This window comes from Sphingomonas daechungensis, assembly GCF_039543105.1.
Lineage (GTDB): Bacteria > Pseudomonadota > Alphaproteobacteria > Sphingomonadales > Sphingomonadaceae > Sphingomicrobium > Sphingomicrobium daechungense.
The window spans coordinates 1,005,270-1,029,852 of record NZ_BAABJC010000001.1; the positions used below are offsets into that span (position 1 = coordinate 1,005,270).

The following is a 24,583-nucleotide window of genomic DNA, read 5'->3' on the forward strand; positions in this document are numbered from 1 at the left end:
TTTTGTGCGCTGCAACATAATCTTTTGCAGTGCACCTTTCAAGGTCTTTTTTTGTGCAGTGCAACAGAGCGCTCCTTGACGCTTTTTCAGCGTCGGACCAAGAACAGTCATGGACCTAGACGACGCCGATCCTTCGACCCGCCGCCGCCGTGGCCTTCTGGTGGTGTTGTCCTCCCCCTCCGGCGCGGGCAAATCGACGATCTCCCGAATGCTTCTCGATGCGGATCCCCAGATCACGATGTCGATTTCGGCAACGACTCGGCCGAGACGCTCCGGCGAAGTGGACGACGTCGACTACCATTTCGTGGCCCCCGCGCGGTTCCAGGAATTGGTCGATCAGGACGAGTTGGCGGAGTGGGCCTACGTGTTCGATCACCGATACGGGTCCCCGAAAGAGCCGATCAAGGAAGCGCTCCGCCTCGGCCGCGATATCCTGTTCGACATCGATTGGCAGGGCACCCAGCAGCTCCGCGGCGCGTTCGGAACGGACCTCGTACGCATTTTCATCTTGCCGCCGTCCATGGCGGAACTGGAACGCCGCCTAAGGGCGCGCAACACCGACAGCGACGAGGTTATCGAGAGCCGGATGAAGCGCGCTGCGTCGGAGATCGGCCATTGGGGCGAGTACGACTATGTGCTCATCAACGAGGATATGGATCACTGCCTGCATGACGTTCAGGCAATCATCGCTGCCGAACGTATGAAGCGGGACCGCCAGCCCTATCTCATTCCGTTCGTTCGCAAGCTGGTAGAACGGCCGAACTAGGCCTCCAACAAATCCAGGAACCGCGCCGCGGCGAGGAAATCCCGCCGACGGTTGGCGAGTGCCGCCTCGGCCTCGGTGTCGGATCCCCATTGCTCAAGCTGCCAGCGGTCATCGACGCTGACGGCCTCCCACGCCCTCGCTGCATCGAAGGCGTCTTCCAGCACACCAAGCGCTGCGAGAAGGGAGCCGCCGATCGTGACGAGCGGCGAGAGTCCCGCGAGGTGGAAGGCGTCGAGAGCGGCCACCGCATGTGACAGACGTTCTACCGTCGCCACCGGCTGGCTGACATGCACCACCCCGGTGGTGACGTTGAAATCGACGTCGAAGCGCCGCCTGCCCCAATTGATGAGGGCATCCCACTCCCGGGATTGCAAGTCGACCAGACCCTGCGGTTCCTCCGCACGATAACAGGCGAGATCGGCCTCCGCGTAGCGCGCAAGATCCGCAGCAAAGGCTTTCCTGGCGGGCTGGACGCGATCGATTGCGGCATTGGCCAACCCCGTGAGCGGCATTGCTCTCGGATCGATGGTTTCGGCGACGTCATTCCATTCGGCCGCGATGCCTTCCGCAAGAGCTTCGGTCGGCACGACCAGCGGCACTCGCGCCGGCGTCTTGACCGGCTTGCCATCCAGCACAACACCCCAACCGCCGTCTGCTTCGACGACCTCCGCCTTCGCCCAGAATCGCTTCACCGGGCGTCGTTGTCCTGCTGGTCCCAGGCGCGCTTGAGCACCATTGGCGCGAACACCGCGTCGATCACGCCAACGATGACGATGATCGCGCCCAGCGACGGCCAGCCGCCCTCTCGCACCAGGTCAGTGTAGACAATTGCAAGGCCAAGGAAGAATGTGAGGACCCCGATCAGCCGGACAGCCATGAAGATCTGAAAGCGCCTGCGCCAAAGGTCGTCGTCAGCCAATTGCGGCCTCCTTGCCGGGAATGAGAGAGAAGACATCGCGCGGTGCGGCCGCGACCGCAATTGCGCCGGCTTCGAGCATCTCGTGGGCCTCGTGATAGCCCCAGCCCGCACCGATCCCGGTCGCACCTGCGGCTGCAGCCATCGCCATGTCGAAGGCCGTGTCGCCGATCACAATGGTTGTTTCCGGCGAAGAGCCCGCGTCCGCCATCGCTTGTTCGACCATCGAAGGGTGCGGCTTGCTCGGATGCCGGTCGGCCGTTTGCAGCGAAACGAAACGGTCGACGATCCCGTGACAGTCGAGGCAGAGCGTCAGCCCGCGGTCCGACTTCCCAGTCGCCACCGCGAGAAGCCAACCATCGGCTTCCAGCCGGTCCAGCAAGTCCGGGATCCCTTCGAACAAGGGCTCCTCGACACGCCCTTCAGCACGAGCCCGCTGGAAGTGGCGCTTGTAGCTCTCCGCCAGGAGCACGTGTCGATCTCGCTCTTCTTCCGGAAGCAGGGTGGCGATCGCCTCGACGAGGCTTAGGCCGATTACCTTGCGACTAACCTCGGGCGACGGGACGGCAATGCCATGCTCACCGAACGCGCCCGACAGGGCCGTGAAGATGTTGGCGCCGCTGTCGACCAGCGTTCCGTCACAATCGAACACCGCCAGCTTATTCATTGTAGCCACGCGCTTCCCGGATCGCCGCGACGATATCTGCCCTGCCGGCCTCCTCCTGCCCGGCGATCGTTGCCGCAAGGTCGGCGTCAGACTTGTGCTGGTTGAACTTGCGCGTTCCGCGGATTCCGGTCGGACTGACTTCGAAGCCGACGATCGCCTTGGTCATCGCGTCGAACCTTCCAGGTTCCATCTTGTCCCGGGTCCAAGGCTTCTCGGGCTGATGAATGTCTTCGAAGTGCTTGCTCAGCCGGTCGAGAAGATCGACGAGTTCTTCATCGGCAAGCGTTTGCGCAGTCCCCTCGATCTCGACGGCTTCGTAATGCCAGGTCGGGACCTGGTTCTCCGCAACGTACCAGTTGGCGCTCTGATACGCCTCCCGGCCGGAGACGCTGATCAGGACACGGCGTTCGCCCAGATGATCGGCAACTCGGTTCCGGCGAGCAACGTGGAAGCGAATGTTCCCCTCGGCGGTCACGAGGACTGGAGCGTGCACGACAAACAGACCGGAATCGGACGATGTGAAGACGTGGGCGAACGCGCGGTCGGCGACGAACCGCAGGAGCTCGTCGCGATCCTCCCAGGCGAAGGCGCGGTTCGGATGCATCAGCCCCGCCGCGTCGACTGGCTGCGCCCGCGCCTCTCTCCGCGTCGGCCACGGCGGCGGTCGCGGGCGATGGCATTCGCCTTGCGCTGCTTAGCCTCCGGCGTCTGCGAGAGCTTCTCAACGTCGAGCGGCATGTTCTCGCCATGCATTAGCTCGAAGCCCAGAGTGCCCAGGCTTTCCGCAATGTGCGGCGGCAATTCCGCCGTGACGTCAATCACCCCGCCCGGCGCATCGATCCGGATTCGCCGGGCGTGGAGATGAAGCTTGCGACTGATCCCGCCGGTCAAAAATGCTTCGGGTCCACCATATTTCGCATCGCCGACAATGGGATGCCCGATCGCGGCCATATGCGCGCGCAGCTGATGGGTCCGGCCGGTTAAGGGCTGCAGTTCGACCCATGCCGCGCGATTGCCGGCTCGGTCGACAATCCGCCAGCGGGTCTTTGCGGGCAGCCCGTGCTCTTCGCTAACGTGCATCTTCTCGCCGCCGGTGCCCGGTTGCTTGGCAAGCGGAGCATCGATCAGTCCTTCGTCGCCCGAAGGCACGCCGACGACCAGCGCCCAATAGACCTTGCGAGCAGTCCTTCCGGAGAAGGATTTGGCGAAATGCCCCGCGGACCGCGCAGTTTTGGCAACTAGCAGGGCGCCAGAGGTGTCCTTGTCGAGCCGGTGGACGAGCTTCGGCCGACTGCCCTCGTCGTCGGCGAGGCCATCGAGCAGCTTGTCGAGGTGAAAATGCGTCTTGGTCCCGCCCTGTGTGGCGAGGCCGGGCGGCTTATTGAGAACGAACGCGCTCGGGTCTTCGTAGATGACCATTTCACGAACGAGTTCCTCTTCCTCCGGAGTCAGCGGCTCGCGCTTGCGCTCGGGCCTTGCAGCCCGCGTGGGCGTCGCCTCCGCCGCAGGTACCTGGATTGTCTGTCCGGCCTCGATCCGGTCTCCCGGCGTCGCGCGCTTGCCGTTGAGCTTGAGCTGACCGGTCCGCGACCAGCGCGACAGGATGTTGAAGCTGATGTCCGGCGCATGCCGCTTGAACCAGCGGTCGAGGCGGATGCCATCATCGTCTTCGGAAACAGTGAAAGTGCGCGGCTCGGCCATGCCCGCCGCTTAGCCGCGCGTTCTCCAATAGTCGAACGCCTGGCGCTGGAGCTTGTTGATCAGCCGCTTCGCCTTGGGTCCTTCCCACAGCCCGGTGAAGCCATGCTTCTTGGCGCCTCCGATCCACCAGCCCTGTCCCGGCAGGCCGTCCGATTGCCGTACGACAAGTACTGCAAGCTCGGGCTCACCCAATTCCTCGGCGTTGTCGTCGACGTAAGCCAGCACCTTGCACAAAGCCCGCATCTTCGGGCGCGTGAAATGGTGCCCGAGAAGAGCAAGCGTTTCCGAATAGGTGATCGGCTCACCCGCCGAGGCGCTCGCGACAAGGATCGCTCGTACCTCCGCGGGATCGGCGAGCAGGCCCGCGCGGTCTGCGTCCATCACTGGGGCTGTTGGGCGACCGGCGTCAGCTCGAACACGTCGAGCTTCGAATTGCCCTGCGGCCATGGAATGACCAGGCGCCACTTGAACGGCGCAATGCGCTCGAGCACGCCGGCCATGTCGCGCTTGGCATCCTCGCCATAGGCTCGCGGCTGCTCCTCATCGCCAAGCGCAAGGCTCCCGAGAAAGATGAGGCGCTCCGGCCGGTCATCCTCCCAAAGGCGTCCAGCGGGTCGCTGGCTCCCGGTCTGCTTGACGATGGTCAGGAGGTCGCCCTCCACCTCGACGTAGCAGAAGAAGGGCTTGAATCGCTCGAACGCGGGCCCCTTCGGCTCGACCCTGCCGAGCTTGATCAAGCGGCAATTGTAACTTCCAGGCGTCGGTGCCGGCCGCGCAAGACCCGCACGAGGAAGCAGAAGCGCGCCCTCGGCTTCGACGTCCTTGGGCGACGTCTTGTTGGCTTCCTGAAGGCCTTCCTGCCATGCGATACCGAGCCGAGCGATCCTCTGCTCGTCGGCGTCGGTCGCAACGCCCTTCCATGTGTCGGCTTTTGTCGGCGGCTCGGCCGTCACGACCGGGCGCAGCTTCTCCTTCTCGCCCCCGGTCGTGCAGGCGGCGAGACACAGAGCCATCATGAGGGACAGGCTGCGACGTGCCACGACGCGAAGGTGGCACCGGCGGTGGCCAGTTGCAACTAACATGGCGTTCAGCATGCCCTTTGAATTGCCGCTTACCGCCGGTAGGCGCGCAATCATGAATCGTCCCGACACGCACGGCCACGCACGCCAAGGCTTCTTGCTCGGAGCCGCAGCCTACGGCCTGTGGGGCGTACTTCCGATCTACTTCAAGGCGTTACGGGCGATCGACTCCGTCGACATCGTCGCCCACCGCATCGTCTGGTCGATCCCGGTTCTTGCAGGTCTGCTCTCCTTCACCAATGGCTGGAGCGAGGTTCGCGAGGCTTTGAGAAACCGCCGCGCCGTCATCATGCTCACCATCACGGCGTTGCTGATCGGAGTAAACTGGCTGCTCTACGTCTACGCAGTGAACAGCGGCCATATCCTGGCCGGCAGCCTTGGATATTACCTTAACCCGCTCGCCAACGTACTGCTCGGCAGGGTCATCCTCAAGGAACGCCTGCATTGGCTCCAATGGGCGGCGGTCGCACTGGCGGCCGCGGGCATCAGCGCGCTGGCCATCGGCGCTCTTGGTCAATTGTGGATCAGCCTGACGCTCTGCGTCAGCTTCGCGACCTACGGGCTGCTGAGGAAGATTGCTCCCGTCGACGCGGTAGCGGGACTAGCAATCGAGACGGGCATTCTTTTCCCGCTCGCCGCGGGCTGGCTGATCTGGGACCTCGCCGCCGGCAATGCGATCTTCGGAAATTCGACGATGGACATCGTACTCATTGCCGGCGCGGGCCTGGTCACCGCCATCCCTCTCCTATTGTTCACGGCCGCGGCCAAGCGCCTGCGCTATTCGACACTCGGAATGCTCCAGTTCCTGGCCCCCACTCTGCAGTTCCTGCTTGCCGTCCTAATCTACGGCGAGCCGTTCACGACGGCCCACGCAATCGCTTTCGGGTCGATTTGGACGGCTCTCGCGCTCTATGTCATCGCGCTGGTCCGGCATGCCCGGGCCTCCGTGACCTTGCCGGAATGAGGAACATGGCGCAGGCTCGATAATTGCCATGCATATGAAGAAGATTCTTGCCGCCGCCGCGCTGCTCTCGGTCACCGCCTGCGACCCGTATTACGGTCAGGATCCCTACGGTCCGCAACCGTATCCCGGTCCGGCTCCCTATCCGCAGGAGCCGTATCCGGGCCCCGCGCCCTACCCGCCTACTCCATACCCAGGGCAGCCACCGTGCCAGCCGACGCCCCCGGAGTGCCTGATCAGCGCGTCACGGGAATGGACGGCCTGGATCAATCGAATGCCCGGAACAGGCGCACCGACCCTCGTCGTCAGTGGAAAGGTTACTACGCCGACCGGCGGCTATCAGGTTGCGTTCGACCCGCGCATCCAGATCCGCAAGGGCTATCCGGCGCAGGCGTTCGTCACGCTCAATGTCGCCGCGCCGACCGGCCCCGCCACGCAGGCGACCGTGACGCACGAAGTCCGCTGGGAATGGCCGCTCAATCAGCCGGTGGGCAGCGTCATCGTCAGTTGCGGCGACAAGACCCTCGCCGACATCACGCGCATCCAGACCGCTTACTAGGACTGCCGAGGTCGGCCCACGCAGAAGGAATTGCCGCGCATGTTCAATATCGTTTCAGTGATCATCGGGCTTGTCGCGCTTGTATTGGCGGTTGTCGCCTTTCTTCCGCTGTTGGGATGGGCCAACTGGCTGATCATCCCGCTTGCGATTATTGGCGCAGGCGTCGGAACGCTGGGCGGAGGAACGGCTGGCCGTAACCTCAACTTGTTCGTGATTGTCGTCGGCATTGTCCGCCTGATGCTCGGCGGCGGGATTCTTTGATCAGCTCGCGCTGATCAGCGAGCTTTGACGTAGCGCCCGGGCGCGTCCTCGATCGGCTTCAGCTTACCCTTGCCTGGGACTCTTGCGCCGTTGGCCGGCACAGTCGCCGGATCCTGGCTTTTCAGCCAGGCGAGCCAGTCCGGCCACCAGCTTCCCTTGTGCTCTTCCGCGCCGGCAATGAAGGTTTCCAGAGTGTCGGCAGGCTCGTTATTGGTCCAATGCTGGTACTTTTCCGCCGCCGGCGGGTTCACTACCCCGGCGATATGTCCGGACCCCGCCAGCACGAACCTTTTCGGCCCGGTGAAATGACCCATGATCTTCCACACGCTTTCTGGCGGCGAGATGTGGTCCTCTCGCCCGGCCTGGACATAGGTTGGCGTCTTGACCGTATCGATGTCGACTGCGGTCCCGGCGACATTGATTCCGCCTTTCTCCGCCAGCTTGTTCCCCTTGTAGAAGCTCTCGATGTAATCGCGGTGCCATGAGGCCGGCAGGTTGGTCGTATCGCTGTTCCAGTGGAGCAGGTCGAATGGCGCCGGCTCATCTCCCATCAGGTAATTGTTGACGACGTAGCTCCAGATGAGGTCGCGGCCGCGCAGCAGGTTGAAGGTCGCAGCCATGTAGCGTCCGTCGAGATAGCCGCTGTCGCGGGTAATCTCGTCCAGCAGCGCGACGGTGTCCGCACCGGTGAAAAGCTTGAGGTCCCCCGCGCTCGAGAAATCGACCTGAGCCGTGAGGAAGGTCGCGGACTTCACCTTCGATTGCTGCTTGTGGGCCGTCAGATAGGCGAGAGTTGCCGCAAGGGTCGTACCCGCCACGCAATAGCCAATGGTGTGCACACTCTCGACACCCAGCAGGTCGCGAACGGTGTCAATCGCATCAATCTGTCCGTTGAGGACGTAGTCGTCGAGCGTTGCGTCCGCGATGCTTTCGTCGGCCGACTTCCAGCTGACCATGAACAGGCTGATGCCCTGGTCCACGCACCATTTGACGAAGCTCTTCTCGGGCGTGAGGTCGAGGATGTAGAAGCGGTTGATCCACGGCGGAAAGATGACAAGCGGCGTTTCAAGCACCTCGTCCGTGGTCGGCGTGTATTGGATCAGCTGGTAGAGCGGCGTTTCCTTGATGACCTTCCCGGGCGTCGTCGCCAGGTTGCGGCCAACCTCGAACACGCCTTGCTTCGTCTGCGTCAGCTGCCCGGCCGCGATATCGTCGAGCATGTTGGCGAGGCCCTTGAGCAAGTTCTCGCCGCGCGTTTCCATTGTTCGCTTCAGCACCTGCGGGTTGGTCAGCGCGAAGTTCGACGGGCTCATCGCGTCCACGAAGCTGCGCACCGCAAACATCAGCCGGTGACGGCTTTCGTCGTCGAGCCCGTCCAGTTCCTCGGCAGTCCCCAGCAGCTTGTCGGACAGCGCCAGGTAGGTCTTGCGGATGGTGTCGAAGACCGGACTCTCCTGCCATTCGGGCGCGGCGAAGCGCCGATCCTTGGCATTCTCCTTCGCCTCGGGATCGAGACCGATCATCTTCCCCCACGTCTCGAGACCCTTGGCCCAGGCTTCGGCGCCGGCGCTGAACAATGCGGCCGGATCGGTGGTCATCGGCGAGCCGGCGGGGAACGCGGGCGGGAAAGCGCCCCAGGGCGACGCAGCGGCGGGCCAGCCGGCATCCTTGGGGAGGCCGTCGGCCCAGGTCTCCATGAGCATCTGCTGGGCGCGTCCCATCACCCAGGTCCAATGCTGCCAGTCCTCCAGCGTGGGAATGGCGCTCGCCGTGTCCGTGTCGTCTGCCATGCGTCCCTTGTAAGCAATTCGCACTACTGCTGCGAATCCCCGCAATTGCATCACGCCGCAACAGTCGCGAAAAGCGCTCGATGCATCCGGAGGCCTTCTCTCTAGCACTCAGCTTCCTCGATTATCTGGGAATCGGCGTGTTCGCGATTTCGGGTGCGCTTCTGGCGGCCGAGAAGCGTCAGACGCTTGTCACGTTCATCTTTTTCGCGGTCGTGACCGGTGTCGGTGGAGGAACGCTTCGCGACCTCCTCATCGGGGCGCCGGTCTTCTGGGTTTACCGCAACGCGACGCTCATGATCTGCATCGGAGCGGCGCTGATCACCTGGGTCGTCAGCCGCCGCATGATTGCCGAGCGAGCACTGCTGTGGTTCGACGCCGTCGGTCTCGGGGCGTATGCGACGTATGGCGCGGCCAAGGCGCTGAGCTTTGGTGTCGCGCCGGTACCGGCCTTTGTCATGGGGGTGCTGACCGCCTGCGCAGGAGGGATCATCCGCGACGTTCTTGCCGGAGAACCGTCCATTCTCATGCGCCCGGAATTGTATGTGACCGCCGCGGCGCTTTCGTCGGGCTTGCTGGTAGGACTTCCCTACCTCGGTGTGCCGCCCGATCCAGCGGCCTTGATTGCAGCCGCTGCGGGTTTTGCGCTCCGGGGACTGGCCGTCGCTCGCGGATGGGCACTCCCGACTTACAGCAACTAGGCTTGCCGCACTGCAGCACGGACGGCATGAGTATCCGGTGACCGACGAATTCTACCGCATCCAGCGCCTGCCGCCCTACGTCTTCGCCGAAGTGAACGCGATGAAAGCGGCTGCCCGCGCGCGTGGCGAGGACATCGTCGACCTCGGCATGGGCAATCCGGACGGTGCCCCGCCCAAGCATGTTATCGACAAGCTCTGCGAGGTCGCTCAGAAGCCGAACGCCCATCGTTATTCGGCCAGCCGGGGCATCCCCGGGCTTCGGAAAGCGCAGGCGGCCTATTACCAGCGGCGCTTCGGCGTGAAGCTCGATGCCGACAAGGAAGTCATCGTCACCCTGGGTTCGAAGGAGGGCCTCGCCAACCTCGCCCAGGCGATCACTGCGCCGGGCGACGTCGTCCTTGCCCCGAACCCTAGCTATCCAATCCACACCTTCGGCTTCATCATCGCCGGAGCCGCCATCCGCTCGATCCCCGCCGCCCCGGGCGAGGAGTTCTTCGAGCGGCTCACCAACGCCATGCGCTTCACAGTGCCGAGGCCCAAGGTCCTCGTTGTCGGCTACCCGTCCAATCCGACGGCCTACGTGGCCGACCTGCCCTTCTATGAGCGCCTCGTTGCCTTCGCCCGCGAGCATGAGCTCATCGTCATTTCCGATCTCGCTTATGCGGAGATCTATTTCCGCGACACGCCCACGCCATCGATCCTGCAGGTCGAAGGCGCCAAGGAGGTCGCTGTCGAGTTCACATCCATGAGCAAGACCTACTCCATGGCCGGCTGGCGGATGGGCTTCGCGGTCGGCAATGAGCGCCTGATCGCTGCCCTTGCCCGCGTGAAGTCGTACCTCGACTATGGCGCTTTCACGCCCATTCAGGCCGCCGCAGTTGCCGCCCTCAACGGCCCGCAGGACATCATCGAGGCGAACCGCAAGCTCTATCGCAAGCGCCGCGACGTCCTGGTCGAAAGTTTTGGCCGCGCCGGCTGGAACATTCCGGTCCCGGAGGCCAGCATGTTCGCCTGGGCGCCGATCCCCGAGCGGTTCCACAATCTCGGCGCGATGGAGTTTTCGAAACGGCTGCTGACTGAAGGCCATGTCGCGGTCGCGCCCGGCGTCGGCTTCGGCGAAGAAGGCGAAGGTTATGTCCGCATCGCGCTCGTCGAAAATGAGCAGCGGCTGCGCCAGGCCGCGCGCAGCGTGAAGAAGATGCTGGCCGGGTCCTAAATCAGCGCAGCAGGGCGCTGGAAACCGTCACCACGCCCCACTGGGTCATCTCACCCTTGCTCGGGATCGAGGCGATGCGGGTCGAACCGCCGAATGCGAACGCGAAGTGACTGTGATCGCCCTCGTCCAGGGACTCGACGAGTTGATAACCGGCATTGCGGAACGCCGCTGCAATCATCGAGTGGGTCACGCCGGGCCGGCGAGCGATGTCGATCGCACGACCACGCAAATGATAGCTGTTCCGTACTCCGCCGACCGCTCGATTGTGCGCCGGAGTGCGGTACGTGCTCGTCACGCGGCCCCAGTGCGAACCGACATTGGCAGCGGAATTGAGACTGCCCGACCCGCCGCCGATCGGCGCCCAGTTGCCGCCGGCCAGGACAGGCTCGGAGGCGACGCGTGCCTGCACATTGGTCGATTCGCGGACGGCGGCCTTTTCGGCAACGCCAACCCTGACCGTCGCACGCTGTCCGGACAGTGTACGGATTCCGAAGTCCGTTCCTGCCGAAGCGCTCGTCGCGCTTGATAACAGTATCAAACCGATGACGAATCGCGTCATACATGAGCCCCCGCTCTATGCGGCTTTCTTAGCTCTTTCAGTGAGTCCCAACAATCGTCAGTAATCAGGGCATGTTCTCAAGACGGGACAGCATCGCCGCCGGGGCCGCAGCATTGCTTGCCGGTTCGGCATCTCCGTCCGCCGCATCGGAAGCCGGCGAGAGCATGGCGAGCCACCCTGTTCCCGACTGGTTTCGCGACGCCAAGTTCGGTCTCTGGGCGCATTGGGGCCCCCAATGCGTGCCCGAAATGGGCGATTGGTACGGGCGGCTCATGTACGTGCCCGGGTTCGCCGCGTGTGATCATCACGCCCGCACCTACGGGCACCCCAGCCGCACAGGCTTTCTCGACATCATCGGCCATTGGAAGCCCGACGAGTGGCAGCCGGAATATCTCCTGCGCCGCTACAAGCAGGCGGGGGCGAAATATTTCGTCGCGATGGCCTGCCATCACGACAATTTCGATCTTTTCGATAGTGCCCACCATCCCTGGAACAGCGCTAGCGTCGGCCCGAAGCGAGATTTCGTCGGAACCTGGGCAAAGGTCGCACGGGACGCCGGACTGAGGTTCGGCGTATCGAACCACAGCAGCCATGCCTGGCATTGGTGGCAGACCGCTTACGGCTACGACGCCGAAGGTCCAATGCAAGGTCGCCGCTACGATGCATATTGGCTGCGGAAGCAGCATGGCCGCGGAACCTGGTGGGATGGTCTCGACCCGCAGGATCTCTACACCGGCCCCAGTTTCGTCCCGCCCGATGGCCTCAACAGCAACAAGGCGATGGCCGACTGGCACGGCGCACGCGATGGCCAGTGGCTGGAAGATGCTCCGCAAAATCCTGGGTTCGTCCGCAAGTGGCTGCTTCGACAGAAGGATCTCGTCGAGAAGTATCGGCCCGACCTCCTCTACTTCGACGATTACGGCGTCCCGTTTGGTCCAACGGGCCTGGAAGCGGTTACCCATTTCCAATCGCTGACGCCGGAGGGGGTTTTGACCGCGAAGCAGCTCAACGACGACCAACGCAGATATGTCGTCGAGGACGTGGAGCGGGGTTTTCTCGCCGATACCCGGCCGAGCGCCTGGCAGACCGATACGTGCATCGGCAACTGGCACTACGATCGCCCCCTCTACGAGAAGGGGGGCTACAAGAGCGCGAAGCAGGTCATTCAGCGCCTTGCGGATGTGGTTTCCAAGAATGGCTGTCTGCTGCTCAGCATTCCCGTTCGCGGCGACGGATCCATCGACGACAAGGAGGAGCGCGTCCTCGACGGGCTGGCGGCCTGGTTCCAGGTCAACGGAGAGGCGATTTACGGCACGCGGCCGTGGCGCCGCTTCGGCGAAGGCCCGACCAAGCCACCCCTGGGGGTCATGGCCGAAGCGGAAGCGAAGCCTTTCACGAGCGAGGACATCCGCTTTACCTCTCGCGGTGGGACGCTTTACGCCTTGCTGCTCGACTGGCCATTGAGCGACATTACCATTCGTTCGCTCGGGCAAGCCGAGGGTGAAGTGCATCGCCTGACGTTACTCGGGGGACCTGAGCTGAAATTCAGCCAGGACCGGCAGGCTTTGAAGCTCTCTGCCCTACCACCTGGCGACGGCCGCTTCGTTCCCGTTCTGAAGGTCGAGGGCAATGGCTTGGCGGCGTGACTGCGGATCGCAGAATGGGGCCGCCGTCGGAACGCTTTGACAAACCCACCCGCTGGCGCACAGAAATCGCATGGCCATCGACTCCCCGGCATCCGCCTACAATGTCGCACAGATCATCCAGCTAGCTGTCGCTCCCGTGTTCCTGTTCGCCGGGATCGGCGCCTTCCTGAACGTATGCACCGGCCGTCTTTCGAGAATCGTCGACAGGGCACGCGACGTTGAGCCCTTACTCCTCGCCAGCAGGGGATCGGAACATGAGAGATGGCTCAACGAACTTCGCGTGCTCGATCGCCGAATGGTGCTCGTGAGCCGCGCAATCTTCCTTGCCGTGCTGGCCGCCGTGCTGACCTGCGCAGTCGTCGTCCTTCTGTTCGCCGCAACTCTCACCAACGACAAGTTCGGCACGGAAATCGCCGTGCTGTTCATCGTCTCGATGCTGTCGATCGGTGCGGCGTTTGCGGTCTTCCTGATCGAGACCCGAGTCGGCTCGCGGGCGGTCCGTATTCGGTCCGAACTTTTGGCGCATGAGGCCGATCCGGACGCCTAGCGTCGCCTCGACAAGAGCGGTCGCCCCCCTTATCGCGCTTCCCATTAGGGAGACCCGCCAACCATGCTTCAACACCCTCGCGTACCCGCGTCCCAGGTCCTTGACCGAGTCCTCGTGCTGGAAATGGTCCGCGTGACCGAGGCGGCTGCGGTTGCTGCCTCCAGGTGGATCGGCCGGGGCGACAACGATGCGGCGGATGCGGCGGCGGTCGAAGCCATGCGTGAAGCGCTCAACGAGCTCCCGTTCGATGGAACGGTCGTCATCGGCGAGGGCGAGCGCGACGAAGCGCCCATGCTCTACATCGGGGAGAAGGTCGGCTCGGCCCAGGGGACCGGTCCGAAGATCAACATCGCGCTCGACCCGCTCGAGGGAACGACGCTGACTGCGAAGGCAGGGCCCAATGCGCTCTGCGTGCTGACCATTTCAGAGGAGGGAGGCCTCCTCAACGCACCCGACACCTACATGGACAAGCTGGCGATCGGGCCGGGCTATGCTGAAGGAACGATCGACATCTCGCGCAGCGTTACGGACAACATCCGCGCGATCGCCGAGGCGAAAGGCGTCCCGGCCAATGAAATCATCGCCTGCGTCCTCGACCGGCCTCGGCACGACGCGATCATCGACGAGCTGCGGTCTCTCGGCTGCGGTGTGAAGCTGATCACCGACGGCGACGTTGCGGGTGTGATTGCGGTCACCGATCCCGACACCAGCGTCGACGTCTATCTCGGCAGCGGCGGAGCGCCCGAAGGCGTGCTCGCGGCGTCCGCGCTTCGCTGCGTGGGCGGTCAGATGCAGGGCCGCCTCGTCTTCCGCAACGATGATGAGGTCGCCCGCGCGCGCCGCTGGGGGATCGAAGACCTCGACCGGGTCTACTCGCTCGAGGAAATGGCGAAGAGCGATTGTATCTTTGCCGCCACCGGGGTCACCGACGGCTCATTGCTCAAGGGCGTCCATCGCCGCGGCGATCGCTTGACTACGGAAAGCATCGTCATGCGCGCCAGCTCGGGGACCGTCCGCAGGGTCTGGGCCGAGCATCACAAGTGGGACGACTAGGCCGCCTCATCCAATAGCCGCCTCAGCGGCTCGGAGCTGTCGACAAAGTCCGAGATTGCACGGTCCAGCGGGCGAAGCAGGACGCCTCGGCTGCTCGTCAGGCTGGTATCCGACGGTTCGTCGTGGTCCGGAACGATGATCTTCCCAGCATCGGAACGGGTGTGGTCGGCGACCGCCTGGGCAAGCTCATGCCAGCTCATCGATCCCTGGTTGGTCAGGTGCCAGATGCCCTTCTCCTCATCCAAGAGCAGATCCAGCGTCGCGTGGACGAGATCGGGGACATAGGTCGGCGAGACGATCGTCCGCGCGCTGGCGAAGACGTCTTCACCGCGCCGCAGTTGCTCGATCGTATTGAACAGGAAGTTGTGCCGGTCCCAGGGGCCGAAGAAGGCGCTGGTGCGGACGATTAATGCGCCTGCATCGATCGAAATCAGTCGTGCCTCCGCCTCCGCCTTGCTGCGGCCGTACTCGCAAAGCGGTGCGGGCGCGTCGGGTTCGACATAGGACCGCCCGAGTTGGCCGTCGAACACCAGGTCCGACGAAAAGGTGACGAACGGAATGCCGTGCAGCTTGCAGGCCTTCGCCAGGAGCTCGGGCCCCGTGACGTTGGCGAGAAAGCATTCGTCCGCCTTCTCGTCGGCCTCCCACGTCCGGACGAAGCCGGCGGTGTTGATGATCGCCCACGGCTTGACCCGGGCTATCGCGCTCGCAATCGACCCTTCGTCGCAAATGTCGAGCTGGGAACGTTCCGTGAGCACGAACGGCAGGCCGCGATGCGCGCAAATCCGCGCAAACGCCTGGCCAAGCGTTCCGGTCGCCCCGGTGATCAGGATCGAGCGGGCATTCGCCGCCCTTCGCGGCAGGGTCTCGAACCTGCGGCGCGCGTGTGTTCGTCCAGGCCGTCGCCACCATCCCGGCAAGTCGAGAACGGGGTGTTCCAGCCGATCCCCCCGCCCTAGCGCCGCGGCTGCCTTCGCAAAAAGGGTGGGTCGCGGAATATCGGACCGCGTATCGAACGCACCGGCGTCGTAAGCGCCTTCCTTCTTCGTTAGCAAAGATCGCCAGTCGACCAGGCCGAAAAGCGCCCAGACGGTCACCGCCCGGATGTCGGCACCTCTGGCTCGCTCCTGTTCGGCGGCGGTCCACATCTCGTGAAGCCAGCGTACCTGCTCCTCTCGCGTACAACCGTGGTGAACCTCGGTGATCGCGATCGGCGTTCGGTACCGCTCCCAGATCTCGCGAAGGCGCAGCCCTGGACCGACCTTGGACCGGAGCTTGGCGACGCGGACCGCCTCGACGTCGACATAGGTGTCACGCCCGTTGGAGCCGGGCTCGACGTCCGGATATCGCTCGGTGCGGTGATCGAGGAAGCGGTCGCTGGTCAGGTAGTGGTCGAAACCGATGATGTCCGGCCGCCCCTCGCCCGTAGCCAGCTCGTCGAGCACCTCCTGGGACGCGGCCTTGTTGCCGAGCCAGCGCCGGAACTGGTGTCCCTCAACCACTCGGCCGAACAACAGGTCGAAGGTCAGCCAGCGCCGGCCATTGTCATGCTCGGCTTGATAGGCGAGTTCCGGCGTCGAAAAGGTTTGACCGACATCCTCGGTCGCGATCAGCTTCGAGTGAGGGCTGTCCTTGCGGATCGCCCGCATCGCGCGAAGGGTCCCCAAACACTGATTCACCGTCGCCCGGAACGCGGAATTGATGTCGTGAAGGTGCGGGTGCCAATGCCCGTAAAGGCAGGAGAAGCGAGCCGTCGTGAACGGCTCGTTCACCGGCGTCCACATGTCGATCCACGGATAGCGCTTCGCAACCCGAGTGGCGTACGCCGCCAGCTTGTCGGCGAAATCGGGATCGAGAAGGCTCGTATATCTGGGCCCCGCCCCGTGATGGACCAGGCCGGCAATGATCTTCATGCCGTGGTCGCGAAGGCGTTTCAGCCGCTCGTCGTGCCACGAGAAATCGAGTTCGTCCGGGCTCTCTGGAGCGACCGTCTCCCAGATGATCGGATAGCGAACCGCCTTGACGCCGAGATCGGCCATGGCGTCGATGTCGGATAACCTCGACGCATGACCGGTCTCGACGACCTGGTTGCGGAATTCGTCGCCGATCCGGACGACGCTGCATTCGACGCCGCCCCAGAGTTCCAGCGCGGGAGGCTTCACTAGGCCGCTTCGACCGCTTCCGGCTGCGGCCGCTCCTTGCTCAGCTTTTCGTCCATGCGCCGGAACGTTGCGAGCGCCTGCCCGACGATCTGGTCCATGTTGTAGTAGCGGTAGGTCGCCAGCCGCCCGACAAAGGTCACATTGTCGGTCGCGTCGGCCAGCGCCTCGTACTGCTTGAACAGTTCCTGGTTCTCCGGCCGCGGGATCGGGTAATAGGGATCGCCCTCCGCCGAAGGATATTCATAGGTTATCGTAGTCACGGGCGCAGTCTGTCCGGTCAGGTGTTTGTACTCGCTGATCCGGGTGAACGGCACATCCTCGTTCGGATAGTTCACCACCGCGACCTCCTGGAACTGCTCCTGCTCCAGGGTCTGGTGGTCGAACTTCAGGCTGCGATACGGCAGCTTGCCGAAGCGGAAGTCGAAATATTCGTCGATCGGCCCCGTGTAGATGAGGTGATCGGCGATCTCGAAGGCGTTGTCCTTGAGCTCGGCGAAATCCACGCCCGTCCGGATATCGATGAGCGGATGGTCGAGCATCCGCTCGAACATCTTCGTATAGCCTTCCAGCGGCATGGCCTGGAACGTGTCGCCGAAATAGCGATCGTCCGTATTCGTCCGCGTCGGGATCCGGGACGTAACCTGCTTGTCGAGCTCCGACGGGTCCAGGCCCCACTGCTTGCGGGTGTAGCCGCGAAAGAACAGCTGATAGAGCTCGCGCCCAACGGCGTTGATCACAACGTCCTCGGACGTCTGGATGTCCGCTACCGGCTCCGCCCGCGAAGCGAGATACTCCGCCGCCTGTTCGTCGGTCTGAAGGTCAAGGCCAAACAGCTTGTTCAACGTCGTCCGGTTGATCGGAATCGGAACCAGCTGCCCGCGCACATGCGCCAGTACCTTGTGCTCGTACGGTCGCCATTCCGTGAACTGCGAGAGATAGTCGAACACCTGCTCGCTGTTCGTGTGAAAGATGTGCGGCCCGTACTTGTGGTACAGGATGCCCGCCGCGTCCTTCTCGTCGTAGGCATTGCCGCCGACATGCGGCCGACGATCGATCAGGAGGACACGCGCGCCACGCTGGCTGGCAAGTCGCTCGGCAATCACGGAGCCGGCGAAACCGGCTCCGACGATGAGATAATCGTATTTGGCCGGGCTGCCTGGCGGAGTGAAGCTGAACGCGTTCATTCGGCGGCCACCAGCAGAGCCGGCGCCTCCTCGTCGGCACGTTCGCCCAGCACGTTGGCGATCAGCCCGGACATTCGCGCCTGCGTCGTGTCCCAGCTCGTCGCCGAGAGCATCAGATCCGCCTCGGCGAGCCAGTCGCCACCTTCGCGCGACTGTTCCAGCGCCTTTTCGCAGCAATGGACGAAGCCGTCCGCGTCGTGGGCAATGTGGACGCCCTGCAGATGCCCATAGGTCCGAACCACGTCGCGAACTGGCGTCGACACCACCGGCTTTCCGCCCGCAAGATATTCGGGGGTCTTGGTTGGCGAGATGAATTGCGTGGATTCATTCATCGCGAACGGCATCAGCGCCACGTCCCAGCCGGACAGGTACACCGGAAGCTGCTCGTAGGTTTTCCCGCCCAGGTAGTGGATGTTCGCGGCGCGCGGCAGCTCATCCTCGCCGATCTTTACGACCGGACCGACCATGACGAACGACCAATCCGGTCGCATGTCCGCCATTTCGCGCAACAGGTCGATGTCGAACCGCTCGTCGATGACACCGTAGAAGCCGAGGCGCGGGTGCTTCAGCTCCACCTGGTCAACGGGCTGCTCCAGCTCACGACGCGCCTTGGCGAAGTGCGGGCGATCGACCGAGGACGGGAAGCAATGGACGCTGTGGTGGCGGCTCTTCTTCGCCTCGTAGAGGCTGGCGCCGCCGGTAAAGACCAGGTCCGCCTGGTCGATCAATTCTTGCTCCAGGTCGAGCAGACGCTCGGGTGCGAAGCGGAACTTGGAAAGCTCGTCCATGCAGTCGTAGATTGTCGCGGTGGCGTCGAGATGCCGCGAGAACGGCAGCATCATCGGCGTGTAATACCAGGTGATGAGCGGACGGGCGCAGACGCTCACGTGCGCGTCCAGCAGCCGGCGCAGCGTTTGCTCACGCTGTTCCTCGCTCAGTCCCTCCGGAATGTGAGGGGTCGCGATCCGCACCGCAGGGAAGTCTTCGGCCTGACGCACGCGCAGATAGGCGGTCTCCCGCTTGGCGACCTCGATCGGCTCTTCCCAGAAGATGACCGTCATCTCCCGCGCGAAGCGGCTCATGATGTGCTGCGGGCGCTGGAAGACGAAATCCCACCGCAAGTGCGAAAAACAAAGCAAAGTTGGACGTGATGGATCCGGCGCCGAATAGTCGGCCTCAGACGCAACAGGGACACCGGCGCTCGTAAGCATTTTAGACGTAACCTCCCGTTTTTCGGAAACTTAAGCTTCCAACGGTGGCACGCGGTTACGGTTCCGGAACCTTGACCGAGATTAAGACGAATGGAGCCATGTTGCGGTGCACAATGCGCTCAACTGCGATTCGTCAGCGCCCAAATGAAAATTTAACCGGAAACGAAGCGGCTTGCCGGCGGTCATTGACCGTGCCGGGCGACCGTGGAAGGACGCTGAGCCAAGGAGATTGGCCTTGGCCACAACAATCGAAGAACTCGAAAAGCGCCGTGCCGCGGCGCAGATGGGCGGCGGCGAGAAAAGGATCGCCGCCCAGCACGCCAAGGGCCGCCTGACCGCCCGCGAGCGGCTGAGCGTCCTCCTCGATGAGGGCAGCTTCGAAGAATATGACATGTACGTCGAGCACAATTGCGTCGACTTCGGCATGCAGGACCAGACCTTCCCCGGCGACGGCGTGGTCACCGGCTCCGGCACGATCAATGGCCGCCTGGTCTACGTCTTCGCGCAGGACTTCACCGTGTTCGGCGGCTCCTTGTCCGAGCGGCACGCTCAGAAGATCTGCAAGGTCATGGACATGGCGATGAAGGTCGGCGCGCCGGTGATCGGTCTCAACGACAGCGGCGGCGCCCGCATCCAGGAAGGCGTTGCGTCCCTCGCCGGCTATGCCGAGGTCTTTCAGCGCAACGTCCTCGCTTCGGGCGTCGTCCCGCAGATCAGCCTCATCATGGGCCCATGCGCGGGCGGCGCGGTCTATTCGCCAGCGATGACCGACTTCATCTTCATGGTGAAGGACAGCTCGTACATGTTCGTCACCGGCCCGGACGTGGTGAAGACGGTCACCAACGAGGTCGTGACCCAGGAAGAGCTTGGCGGCGCAATCACCCACACCACCAAGTCGGGCGTTGCCGACGTCGCGTTCGAGAACGACATCGACGCTTTGCTGGCGACCCGCGAGTTCTTCGACTTCCTGCCGCTGTCGAACCGCCACGATTTGCCGGAGCGGCCGACCAGCGATGCAGGCGACCGCATCGACGAAAGCCTCGACACGCTGATCCCGCCGAGCGCTAACCAGCCGTACGACATGCACGAGCTGATCCGGAAGGTCGCCGACGAGGGCGAATTCTTCGAGCTTCAGCCCGGACATGCCGCCAACATCATCGTCGGCTTCTGCCGCATCGAGGGACGCACGGTCGGCGTCGTCGCCAACCAGCCGATGGTCCTCGCCGGCGTGCTCGACATCGCCAGTTCGAAGAAGGGCGCCCGCTTCGTCCGCTTCTGCGATGCTTTCGAGATTCCGATCCTGACCTTCGTCGACGTGCCGGGCTTCCTCCCCGGTGTCGCGCAGGAGCATAACGGCATCATCAAGAACGGCGCCAAGCTGCTCTTCGCCTATGCCGAGGCGACCGTCCCGAAGATCACCGTCATTACCCGCAAAGCCTATGGCGGCGCCTACGACGTCATGGCCTCCAAGCACCTCCGCGGCGATTTGAATTACGCCTGGCCGACCGCCGAAATCGCGGTGATGGGCGCCAAGGGCGCGGTCGAGATCATCTTCCGCAAGGACATCGGCGATGCCGAGAAAATCGCCGAACGCACCCGCGAATATGAAGAGCGCTTCGCCAACCCCTTCGTCGCCGCGAGCAAGGGCTTCATCGACGAAGTGATCATGCCCCACTCGACGCGGCGCCGGGTCGCACTCGGACTACGCAAGCTGCGCAACAAGCAGTTGGAGAACCCGTGGAAGAAGCACGACAACATTCCGCTGTAGATCCGGATTCGGTCACGCCCGAGGAGATCGGCCTCGCACTTCTGGGCGGGGCTGGCTGGATCGCCGTGGCAGCTGGAATCGTCTGCCAGATCATGTTGGGCGGCCGATATGCCTTACTGGGCATTCTGGCGTTCGCATTATCCAGAGCGCTGATGAGGATCTGGCAGCTCGCACGCCGGCAGTCCTTCCCTCGAAACAAGGCATCTTCCCGGATGATTAGGGGTCTCGCGATCTTCTGGCTGTTCCTCTCGCTCTGCTTGAGCCTACCGTTCTGGGCTGTGAAATGAGCACCTACACCGCCACCATCCGCTGGACCCGCAAGGACGAGAGCGACTTCCTCAAAGGCCAGTACAGCCGCGCGCACACGTGGCAGTTCGACGGCGGCGTGACCGTCCCTGCCTCCCCCAGCCCACATGTCGTGCCGCAGCCCTGGTCCGACCTCAATGCGGTCGATCCCGAGGAGGCCTTTGTGGCGTCCCTCTCCTCCTGCCACATGCTCTTCTTCATCGACTTGGCCCGCCGGGCGCGGTTCGTTATCGACAGCTACGTGGACAATGCCGAGGGCGTGCTCGACAAGCGCCCGGACGGCCGCATGGCCATGACCCGAGTCACCCTCCGACCGCAGGTTCAATGGGGCGGCGAAAGCCAGCCCGACGCCGCCGCCATCGCCGACCTCCACCACCGCGCCCACGAAGCCTGTTTCATCGCCAATTCGGTGACCTCGGAAGTGACAATCGAACAATGAAGCTTGGCCGCCTGAACCATGTCGGCGTTGCCACGCCCTCGATCGAGCAGAGCCTCGAACTCTATCGCACTCTCTTCAACGCCGAGCCGCACGGCCCGGCCTTCGACCTCCCCGCGCAGGGCGTTCGCGTGTGTTTCGTCGATACTCCGAACTCGCAGATCGAATTGATCGAGCCGCTCGGTGAGAACTCCCCAATCGCGAAGTTCCTCGAGAAGAACCCGCTAGGCGGCCAGCATCACGTCTGCTTCGAAGTTCCCGAAATCCACACAGCCAAAGCCGAGTTCGAAGCGAAAGGCGCCCGCGTCCTTGGCGAACCTCGCATCGGCGCCCATGGCACCCTGGTGTTCTTCGTCCACCCCAAGGACATGGGCGGAGTGCTAACGGAAATCATGGAGACTCCGAAATCCGCGCATTGATGCGAGCGTTGATCGTGGCCGGTGCGGCGTTGCTCGCGATGCCGGCCGGATCGGGTGAAGCGCGGACGCCTGCGGTCGTCCAGCAGGTGACGCCGAAGGCGTTCTCCTATGTTCCGGCAAACCTCACGGCTCCTGCCCCGCTGGTCGTGCTGCTGCATGGCGCCGGTGGCGACGCGCGCAATTTCCTCCGCCAATTTGAGCGTGACGCCGACGAGCGCGGCGTGATCCTGCTTTCCGTCCAGTCAGCCGGCCGCACATGGGCACAGCGCAAGCCTACTGACGAGGAAAAGGACGTTGCCGACATAAAGGCTGCGATCGTAGCGCTGTCCTCACGGTCCCAGGTCGCGGACGGTCGGACTTCGGTCATGGGATTCTCCGACGGCGCGAGCTACGCGCTATCGATCGGCCTCGCCTATCCGGAGCTGTTCCGCACCATTGTCGCCTTCTCGCCCGGCTACGCCTTTGGCCCCGCTGAGCTCGACACGACGCAACGCATCTTCATCGCGCATTCCCGCCGTGACCCCGTGCTTCCCGCCGCCAACGTCCGCGCGATGGTAAAGGCGTTCGAGGAAGCCGGCTACGCGCCAGAGGTAAACTGGTTCAACGGCGGCCACGAAATCGACCCACAGCTCAGAAAACTGGCATTCGACTTCGCGCTCGCGCCTACTCAAACTCCACGATGACCTGATCGACGGCGACGCTTTCGCCGGCTTTCACCGGTGTCGCCTTGACCGTCGCGGCCTTGGGCGCGCGGAGGATGTTTTCCATCTTCATCGCTTCCATGATCGCCACCGTCTGGCCCGGCTCGACCTGGTCGCCGGTCTTCACGTCAAGGCGCGTCACCAGGCCCGGCATTGGCGCGAGCAGCAGCCGTGAGAGGTCGGGCGGCGCCTTTTCGATCATGTGCACCGACAACTCGGCGACGTGCGGGTCGAGCACTTGAACCTTGTGTGTCGCACCGCGTGTCGCAAGCTCCCACTTGCGGCCCTGACGGTCGACCTGCACCGTCCGTTGGCGTCCGCCGATGGTCAGGCCCAGCAGCCGTTGGCCCGGCGTCCAGCTGCCGAAAATCTCGACCGGCGCGCCGCCGTCGACGCTCGCCATCGTCCCGCCCTCGAACGGCTCGATGTGCACTCGGTGGACGGCCCCGCCGATCTTCACCGCGTGGTCACGCGGCGGTTCGATGTTCGTGTCGAGCTGGTCGCTGATCAGGCCCGCGCGCGCTTCCCGCGTCGTCTCGATCATCGCGGCGATGGCGGCGAGGTCGGCGATCAGCTGTTCGTCAGCCGGAGCGCCCTCGAAGCCTTCCGGATATTCCTCGACGATGAAGTTGGTGGTGATGTTTCCTTCGCGGAAGCGCGGGTGCTGCATCAGCGCGGAGAGGAAATCGACGTTGTGGCCGATGCCGTCGATCTCGAACGCGTCGAGCGCCGCAACCTGCGCGTCGATCGCGGCTTCGCGGGTCGGCGCCCAAGTGACCAGCTTGGCGATCATCGGGTCGTAGAACATCGAAACTTCGCCGCCTTCGAACACGCCATCGTCGACGCGGACGACGATGCCGTCGCGCTTCTGAGGTGAAGGCCGATAGCGGACGAGGCGGCCGGTCGAGGGCAGAAAGCCGCGATATGGGTCTTCGGCATAGACGCGGTTCTCGACGGCCCAGCCGTTGAGCTTCACGTCGTCCTGCTTGAGCTTCAATTTCTCGCCCGCTGCGACGCGGATCATCTGCTCGACGAGGTCGAGGCCGGTGACTTCCTCGGTCACCGGATGCTCGACCTGCAGCCGTGTGTTCATCTCGAGGAAGTAGAAGCTCTTGCCACTCGTGTCCGCGCCGGAAACGATCAGCTCGACCGTGCCCGCGGAATAATATCCGACCGCGCGGGCGAGGGCGACGGCCTGCTCGCCCATCGCCTTGCGCATTTCCGGCGTGACGAAGGGCGACGGCGCCTCCTCGACTACTTTCTGGTGGCGGCGCTGGATCGAGCATTCGCGCTCGCCAAGATAGAGAATGTTGCCGTGCTGGTCGCCGAGCACCTGGATCTCGATGTGGCGCGGCTGCTCGATGAACTTCTCGATGAAGACGCGGTCGTCGCCGAAGCTGTTGAGGCCTTCGCGCTTGGTGGCGTCGAAGCCCTCGCGCACATCCTTCTCCGACCACGCTAGGCGCATGCCCTTGCCGCCGCCGCCGGCGGAGGCCTTCATCATGACCGGATAGCCAATGTCCTTGGCAATCTTCACCGCATCGTCGGTCGTAGCGATGTCGCCGAGATAGCCGGGGACGACGTTCACGCCCGCTTTCTGCGCGAGCTTCTTGGACTCGATCTTGTCGCCCATCGCGGCGATCGCCTTGGGCGGCGGACCGATGAAGGCGATGCCGGCCTTTTCGAGCGCCTTGGCGAAGGTCGTGCGCTCCGACAGGAAGCCGTAGCCGGGATGCACCGCTTCGGCGCCGGTCGCCTTGCAGGCATCGATGATCAGCTCGGCCTTGAGGTAGGATTCCGACGCGGGCGGCGGGCCAAGTCGAACCGCTTCGTCGGCCATGCGAACATGCGGCGCGCGAGCGTCAGCATCGGAGTAAACCGCGACCGTCTTGATGCCCATGCGCTTCGCCGTGCGAATGACGCGGCAGGCGATTTCCCCGCGATTGGCGATCAGGATTTTCTTGAACATCAGTACCG

Annotated in this window: 27 protein-coding genes; 14 read left to right on the plus strand and 13 right to left on the minus strand. The window is 63.7% G+C overall.

From position 1 onward, the window contains the following. The first annotated feature begins 109 nt into the window (after positions 1–109). Positions 110–766: a guanylate kinase gene (gene gmk / locus ABD928_RS05225; RefSeq protein WP_187714714.1), complete on the plus strand. Its 657-nt coding sequence runs from the start codon at positions 110–112 to the stop codon at positions 764–766. On the opposite strand, the gene ABD928_RS05230 is transcribed toward gmk, so the two are convergent. From ABD928_RS05230 to ABD928_RS05260, 7 genes are read right to left on the minus strand one after another with little or no spacing between them, the layout of a single operon-like run. After that, positions 763–1,458 (minus strand): ATP12 family chaperone protein, encoded by a 696-nt coding sequence (locus ABD928_RS05230; protein ID WP_187714715.1) that lies wholly within the window; start codon positions 1,456–1,458, stop codon positions 763–765. The two genes, gmk and ABD928_RS05230, sit on opposite strands and share 4 nt — an antisense overlap. Then, the gene (locus ABD928_RS05235) at positions 1,455–1,685 is read right to left on the minus strand and encodes a hypothetical protein (protein ID WP_187714716.1); all 231 of its coding nucleotides are present in this window, start codon (positions 1,683–1,685) and stop codon (positions 1,455–1,457) included. Before ABD928_RS05235 ends, ABD928_RS05230 begins: the two co-directional genes overlap by 4 nt. Beyond that, positions 1,678–2,349, minus strand: coding sequence for an HAD-IA family hydrolase (locus tag ABD928_RS05240; RefSeq protein WP_187714717.1), 672 nt, complete (start codon positions 2,347–2,349; stop codon positions 1,678–1,680). Before ABD928_RS05240 ends, ABD928_RS05235 begins: the two co-directional genes overlap by 8 nt. After that, on the minus strand, positions 2,342–2,953 hold the full coding sequence (locus ABD928_RS05245) for an FMN-binding negative transcriptional regulator (RefSeq protein WP_187714718.1): 612 nt from the start codon (positions 2,951–2,953) through the stop codon (positions 2,342–2,344). The genes ABD928_RS05240 and ABD928_RS05245 overlap by 8 nt, the downstream gene beginning before the upstream one ends. Next, on the minus strand, positions 2,953–4,050 hold the full coding sequence (locus ABD928_RS05250; RefSeq protein WP_187714719.1) for an RluA family pseudouridine synthase: 1,098 nt from the start codon (positions 4,048–4,050) through the stop codon (positions 2,953–2,955). The genes ABD928_RS05245 and ABD928_RS05250 overlap by 1 nt, the downstream gene beginning before the upstream one ends. A gap of 9 nt (positions 4,051–4,059) precedes the next feature. Further along, positions 4,060–4,431 carry a ribose-phosphate pyrophosphokinase gene (locus ABD928_RS05255; RefSeq protein ID WP_187714720.1) on the minus strand — a complete coding sequence of 124 codons (372 nt, stop codon included), beginning with the start codon at positions 4,429–4,431 and terminating at the stop codon, positions 4,060–4,062. After that, on the minus strand, positions 4,431–5,090 hold the full coding sequence (locus ABD928_RS05260) for a DUF4893 domain-containing protein (protein WP_345166778.1): 660 nt from the start codon (positions 5,088–5,090) through the stop codon (positions 4,431–4,433). Before ABD928_RS05260 ends, ABD928_RS05255 begins: the two co-directional genes overlap by 1 nt. A gap of 94 nt (positions 5,091–5,184) precedes the next feature. Here ABD928_RS05260 and rarD point away from each other — a divergent pair, with 94 nt between their 5' ends. From rarD to ABD928_RS05275, 3 genes are read left to right on the plus strand one after another with little or no spacing between them, the layout of a single operon-like run. Continuing rightward, positions 5,185–6,093 (plus strand): EamA family transporter RarD, encoded by a 909-nt coding sequence (rarD, locus tag ABD928_RS05265; RefSeq protein ID WP_187714722.1) that lies wholly within the window; start codon positions 5,185–5,187, stop codon positions 6,091–6,093. A 34-nt stretch (positions 6,094–6,127) separates the two neighbouring features. Further along, positions 6,128–6,649 (plus strand): hypothetical protein, encoded by a 522-nt coding sequence (locus ABD928_RS05270; RefSeq protein WP_345166781.1) that lies wholly within the window; start codon positions 6,128–6,130, stop codon positions 6,647–6,649. 39 nt (positions 6,650–6,688) lie between these two features. Beyond that, entirely contained in the window at positions 6,689–6,910 is a 222-nt protein-coding gene (locus ABD928_RS05275; RefSeq protein ID WP_187714724.1) for a hypothetical protein, read from the plus strand. A 14-nt stretch (positions 6,911–6,924) separates the two neighbouring features. On the opposite strand, the gene ABD928_RS05280 is transcribed toward ABD928_RS05275, so the two are convergent. After that, the gene (locus tag ABD928_RS05280) at positions 6,925–8,700 is read right to left on the minus strand and encodes a PHA/PHB synthase family protein (RefSeq protein ID WP_187716051.1); all 1,776 of its coding nucleotides are present in this window, start codon (positions 8,698–8,700) and stop codon (positions 6,925–6,927) included. Between the two features lie 80 nt (positions 8,701–8,780). On the opposite strand from ABD928_RS05280, the gene ABD928_RS05285 reads away from it, so the two are divergent. Next, a complete protein-coding gene (locus ABD928_RS05285) occupies positions 8,781–9,398 on the plus strand; it encodes a trimeric intracellular cation channel family protein (protein WP_345166787.1) in 618 nt (205 codons plus the stop codon). A 37-nt stretch (positions 9,399–9,435) separates the two neighbouring features. Continuing rightward, positions 9,436–10,614, plus strand: coding sequence for an LL-diaminopimelate aminotransferase (locus ABD928_RS05290; RefSeq protein ID WP_345166791.1), 1,179 nt, complete (start codon positions 9,436–9,438; stop codon positions 10,612–10,614). Between the two features lies 1 nt (position 10,615). Here ABD928_RS05290 and ABD928_RS05295 read toward each other — a convergent pair whose 3' ends face one another. Beyond that, positions 10,616–11,173 (minus strand): D-Ala-D-Ala carboxypeptidase family metallohydrolase, encoded by a 558-nt coding sequence (locus tag ABD928_RS05295; protein WP_187714725.1) that lies wholly within the window; start codon positions 11,171–11,173, stop codon positions 10,616–10,618. Positions 11,174–11,244: 71 nt separating this feature from the next. On the opposite strand from ABD928_RS05295, the gene ABD928_RS05300 reads away from it, so the two are divergent. The 3 genes from ABD928_RS05300 to glpX all read left to right on the plus strand — a co-directional run bounded on the left by ABD928_RS05300 (position 11,245) and on the right by glpX (position 14,419). Next, positions 11,245–12,819, plus strand: a complete 1,575-nt coding sequence (locus tag ABD928_RS05300) for an alpha-L-fucosidase (protein WP_345166795.1) — start codon at positions 11,245–11,247, stop codon at positions 12,817–12,819. Between the two features lie 70 nt (positions 12,820–12,889). Then, positions 12,890–13,366, plus strand: coding sequence for a DUF2721 domain-containing protein (locus ABD928_RS05305; protein WP_187714726.1), 477 nt, complete (start codon positions 12,890–12,892; stop codon positions 13,364–13,366). Between the two features lie 63 nt (positions 13,367–13,429). Next, positions 13,430–14,419, plus strand: coding sequence for a class II fructose-bisphosphatase (gene glpX / locus ABD928_RS05310; RefSeq protein WP_187714727.1), 990 nt, complete (start codon positions 13,430–13,432; stop codon positions 14,417–14,419). Here glpX and ABD928_RS05315 read toward each other — a convergent pair. The 3 genes from ABD928_RS05315 to ABD928_RS05325 are packed head-to-tail and all read right to left on the minus strand — an operon-like array spanning position 14,416 to position 18,886. Beyond that, positions 14,416–16,581, minus strand: a complete 2,166-nt coding sequence (locus ABD928_RS05315) for a family 1 glycosylhydrolase (RefSeq protein WP_345166798.1) — start codon at positions 16,579–16,581, stop codon at positions 14,416–14,418. The genes glpX and ABD928_RS05315 overlap by 4 nt on opposite strands. Then, positions 16,581–17,765 (minus strand): UDP-galactopyranose mutase, encoded by a 1,185-nt coding sequence (glf, locus tag ABD928_RS05320; RefSeq protein WP_187716050.1) that lies wholly within the window; start codon positions 17,763–17,765, stop codon positions 16,581–16,583. Before glf ends, ABD928_RS05315 begins: the two co-directional genes overlap by 1 nt. Continuing rightward, positions 17,762–18,886: a glycosyltransferase family 1 protein gene (locus ABD928_RS05325; protein WP_345166801.1), complete on the minus strand. Its 1,125-nt coding sequence runs from the start codon at positions 18,884–18,886 to the stop codon at positions 17,762–17,764. Before ABD928_RS05325 ends, glf begins: the two co-directional genes overlap by 4 nt. 373 nt (positions 18,887–19,259) lie before the next feature. On the opposite strand from ABD928_RS05325, the gene ABD928_RS05330 reads away from it, so the two are divergent. Genes ABD928_RS05330 through ABD928_RS05350 form a run of 5 tightly spaced genes read left to right on the plus strand, consistent with a single transcriptional unit; the run spans position 19,260 to position 22,588 of the window. Then, positions 19,260–20,744 (plus strand): acyl-CoA carboxylase subunit beta, encoded by a 1,485-nt coding sequence (locus ABD928_RS05330; RefSeq protein WP_425569734.1) that lies wholly within the window; start codon positions 19,260–19,262, stop codon positions 20,742–20,744. Continuing rightward, positions 20,714–21,031, plus strand: coding sequence for a hypothetical protein (locus ABD928_RS05335; RefSeq protein WP_345166807.1), 318 nt, complete (start codon positions 20,714–20,716; stop codon positions 21,029–21,031). Before ABD928_RS05330 ends, ABD928_RS05335 begins: the two co-directional genes overlap by 31 nt. Further along, the gene (locus ABD928_RS05340; protein ID WP_345166810.1) at positions 21,028–21,489 is read left to right on the plus strand and encodes an OsmC family protein; all 462 of its coding nucleotides are present in this window, start codon (positions 21,028–21,030) and stop codon (positions 21,487–21,489) included. Before ABD928_RS05335 ends, ABD928_RS05340 begins: the two co-directional genes overlap by 4 nt. Further along, a complete protein-coding gene (gene mce / locus ABD928_RS05345; RefSeq protein WP_345166813.1) occupies positions 21,486–21,905 on the plus strand; it encodes a methylmalonyl-CoA epimerase in 420 nt (139 codons plus the stop codon). Before ABD928_RS05340 ends, mce begins: the two co-directional genes overlap by 4 nt. Further along, positions 21,905–22,588, plus strand: a complete 684-nt coding sequence (locus ABD928_RS05350) for an alpha/beta hydrolase (protein WP_223276756.1) — start codon at positions 21,905–21,907, stop codon at positions 22,586–22,588. Before mce ends, ABD928_RS05350 begins: the two co-directional genes overlap by 1 nt. On the opposite strand, the gene ABD928_RS05355 is transcribed toward ABD928_RS05350, so the two are convergent. Beyond that, the gene (locus ABD928_RS05355) at positions 22,569–24,575 is read right to left on the minus strand and encodes an acetyl-CoA carboxylase biotin carboxylase subunit (RefSeq protein WP_187716048.1); all 2,007 of its coding nucleotides are present in this window, start codon (positions 24,573–24,575) and stop codon (positions 22,569–22,571) included. The genes ABD928_RS05350 and ABD928_RS05355 overlap by 20 nt on opposite strands. Positions 24,576–24,583: the final 8 nt, after the last annotated feature.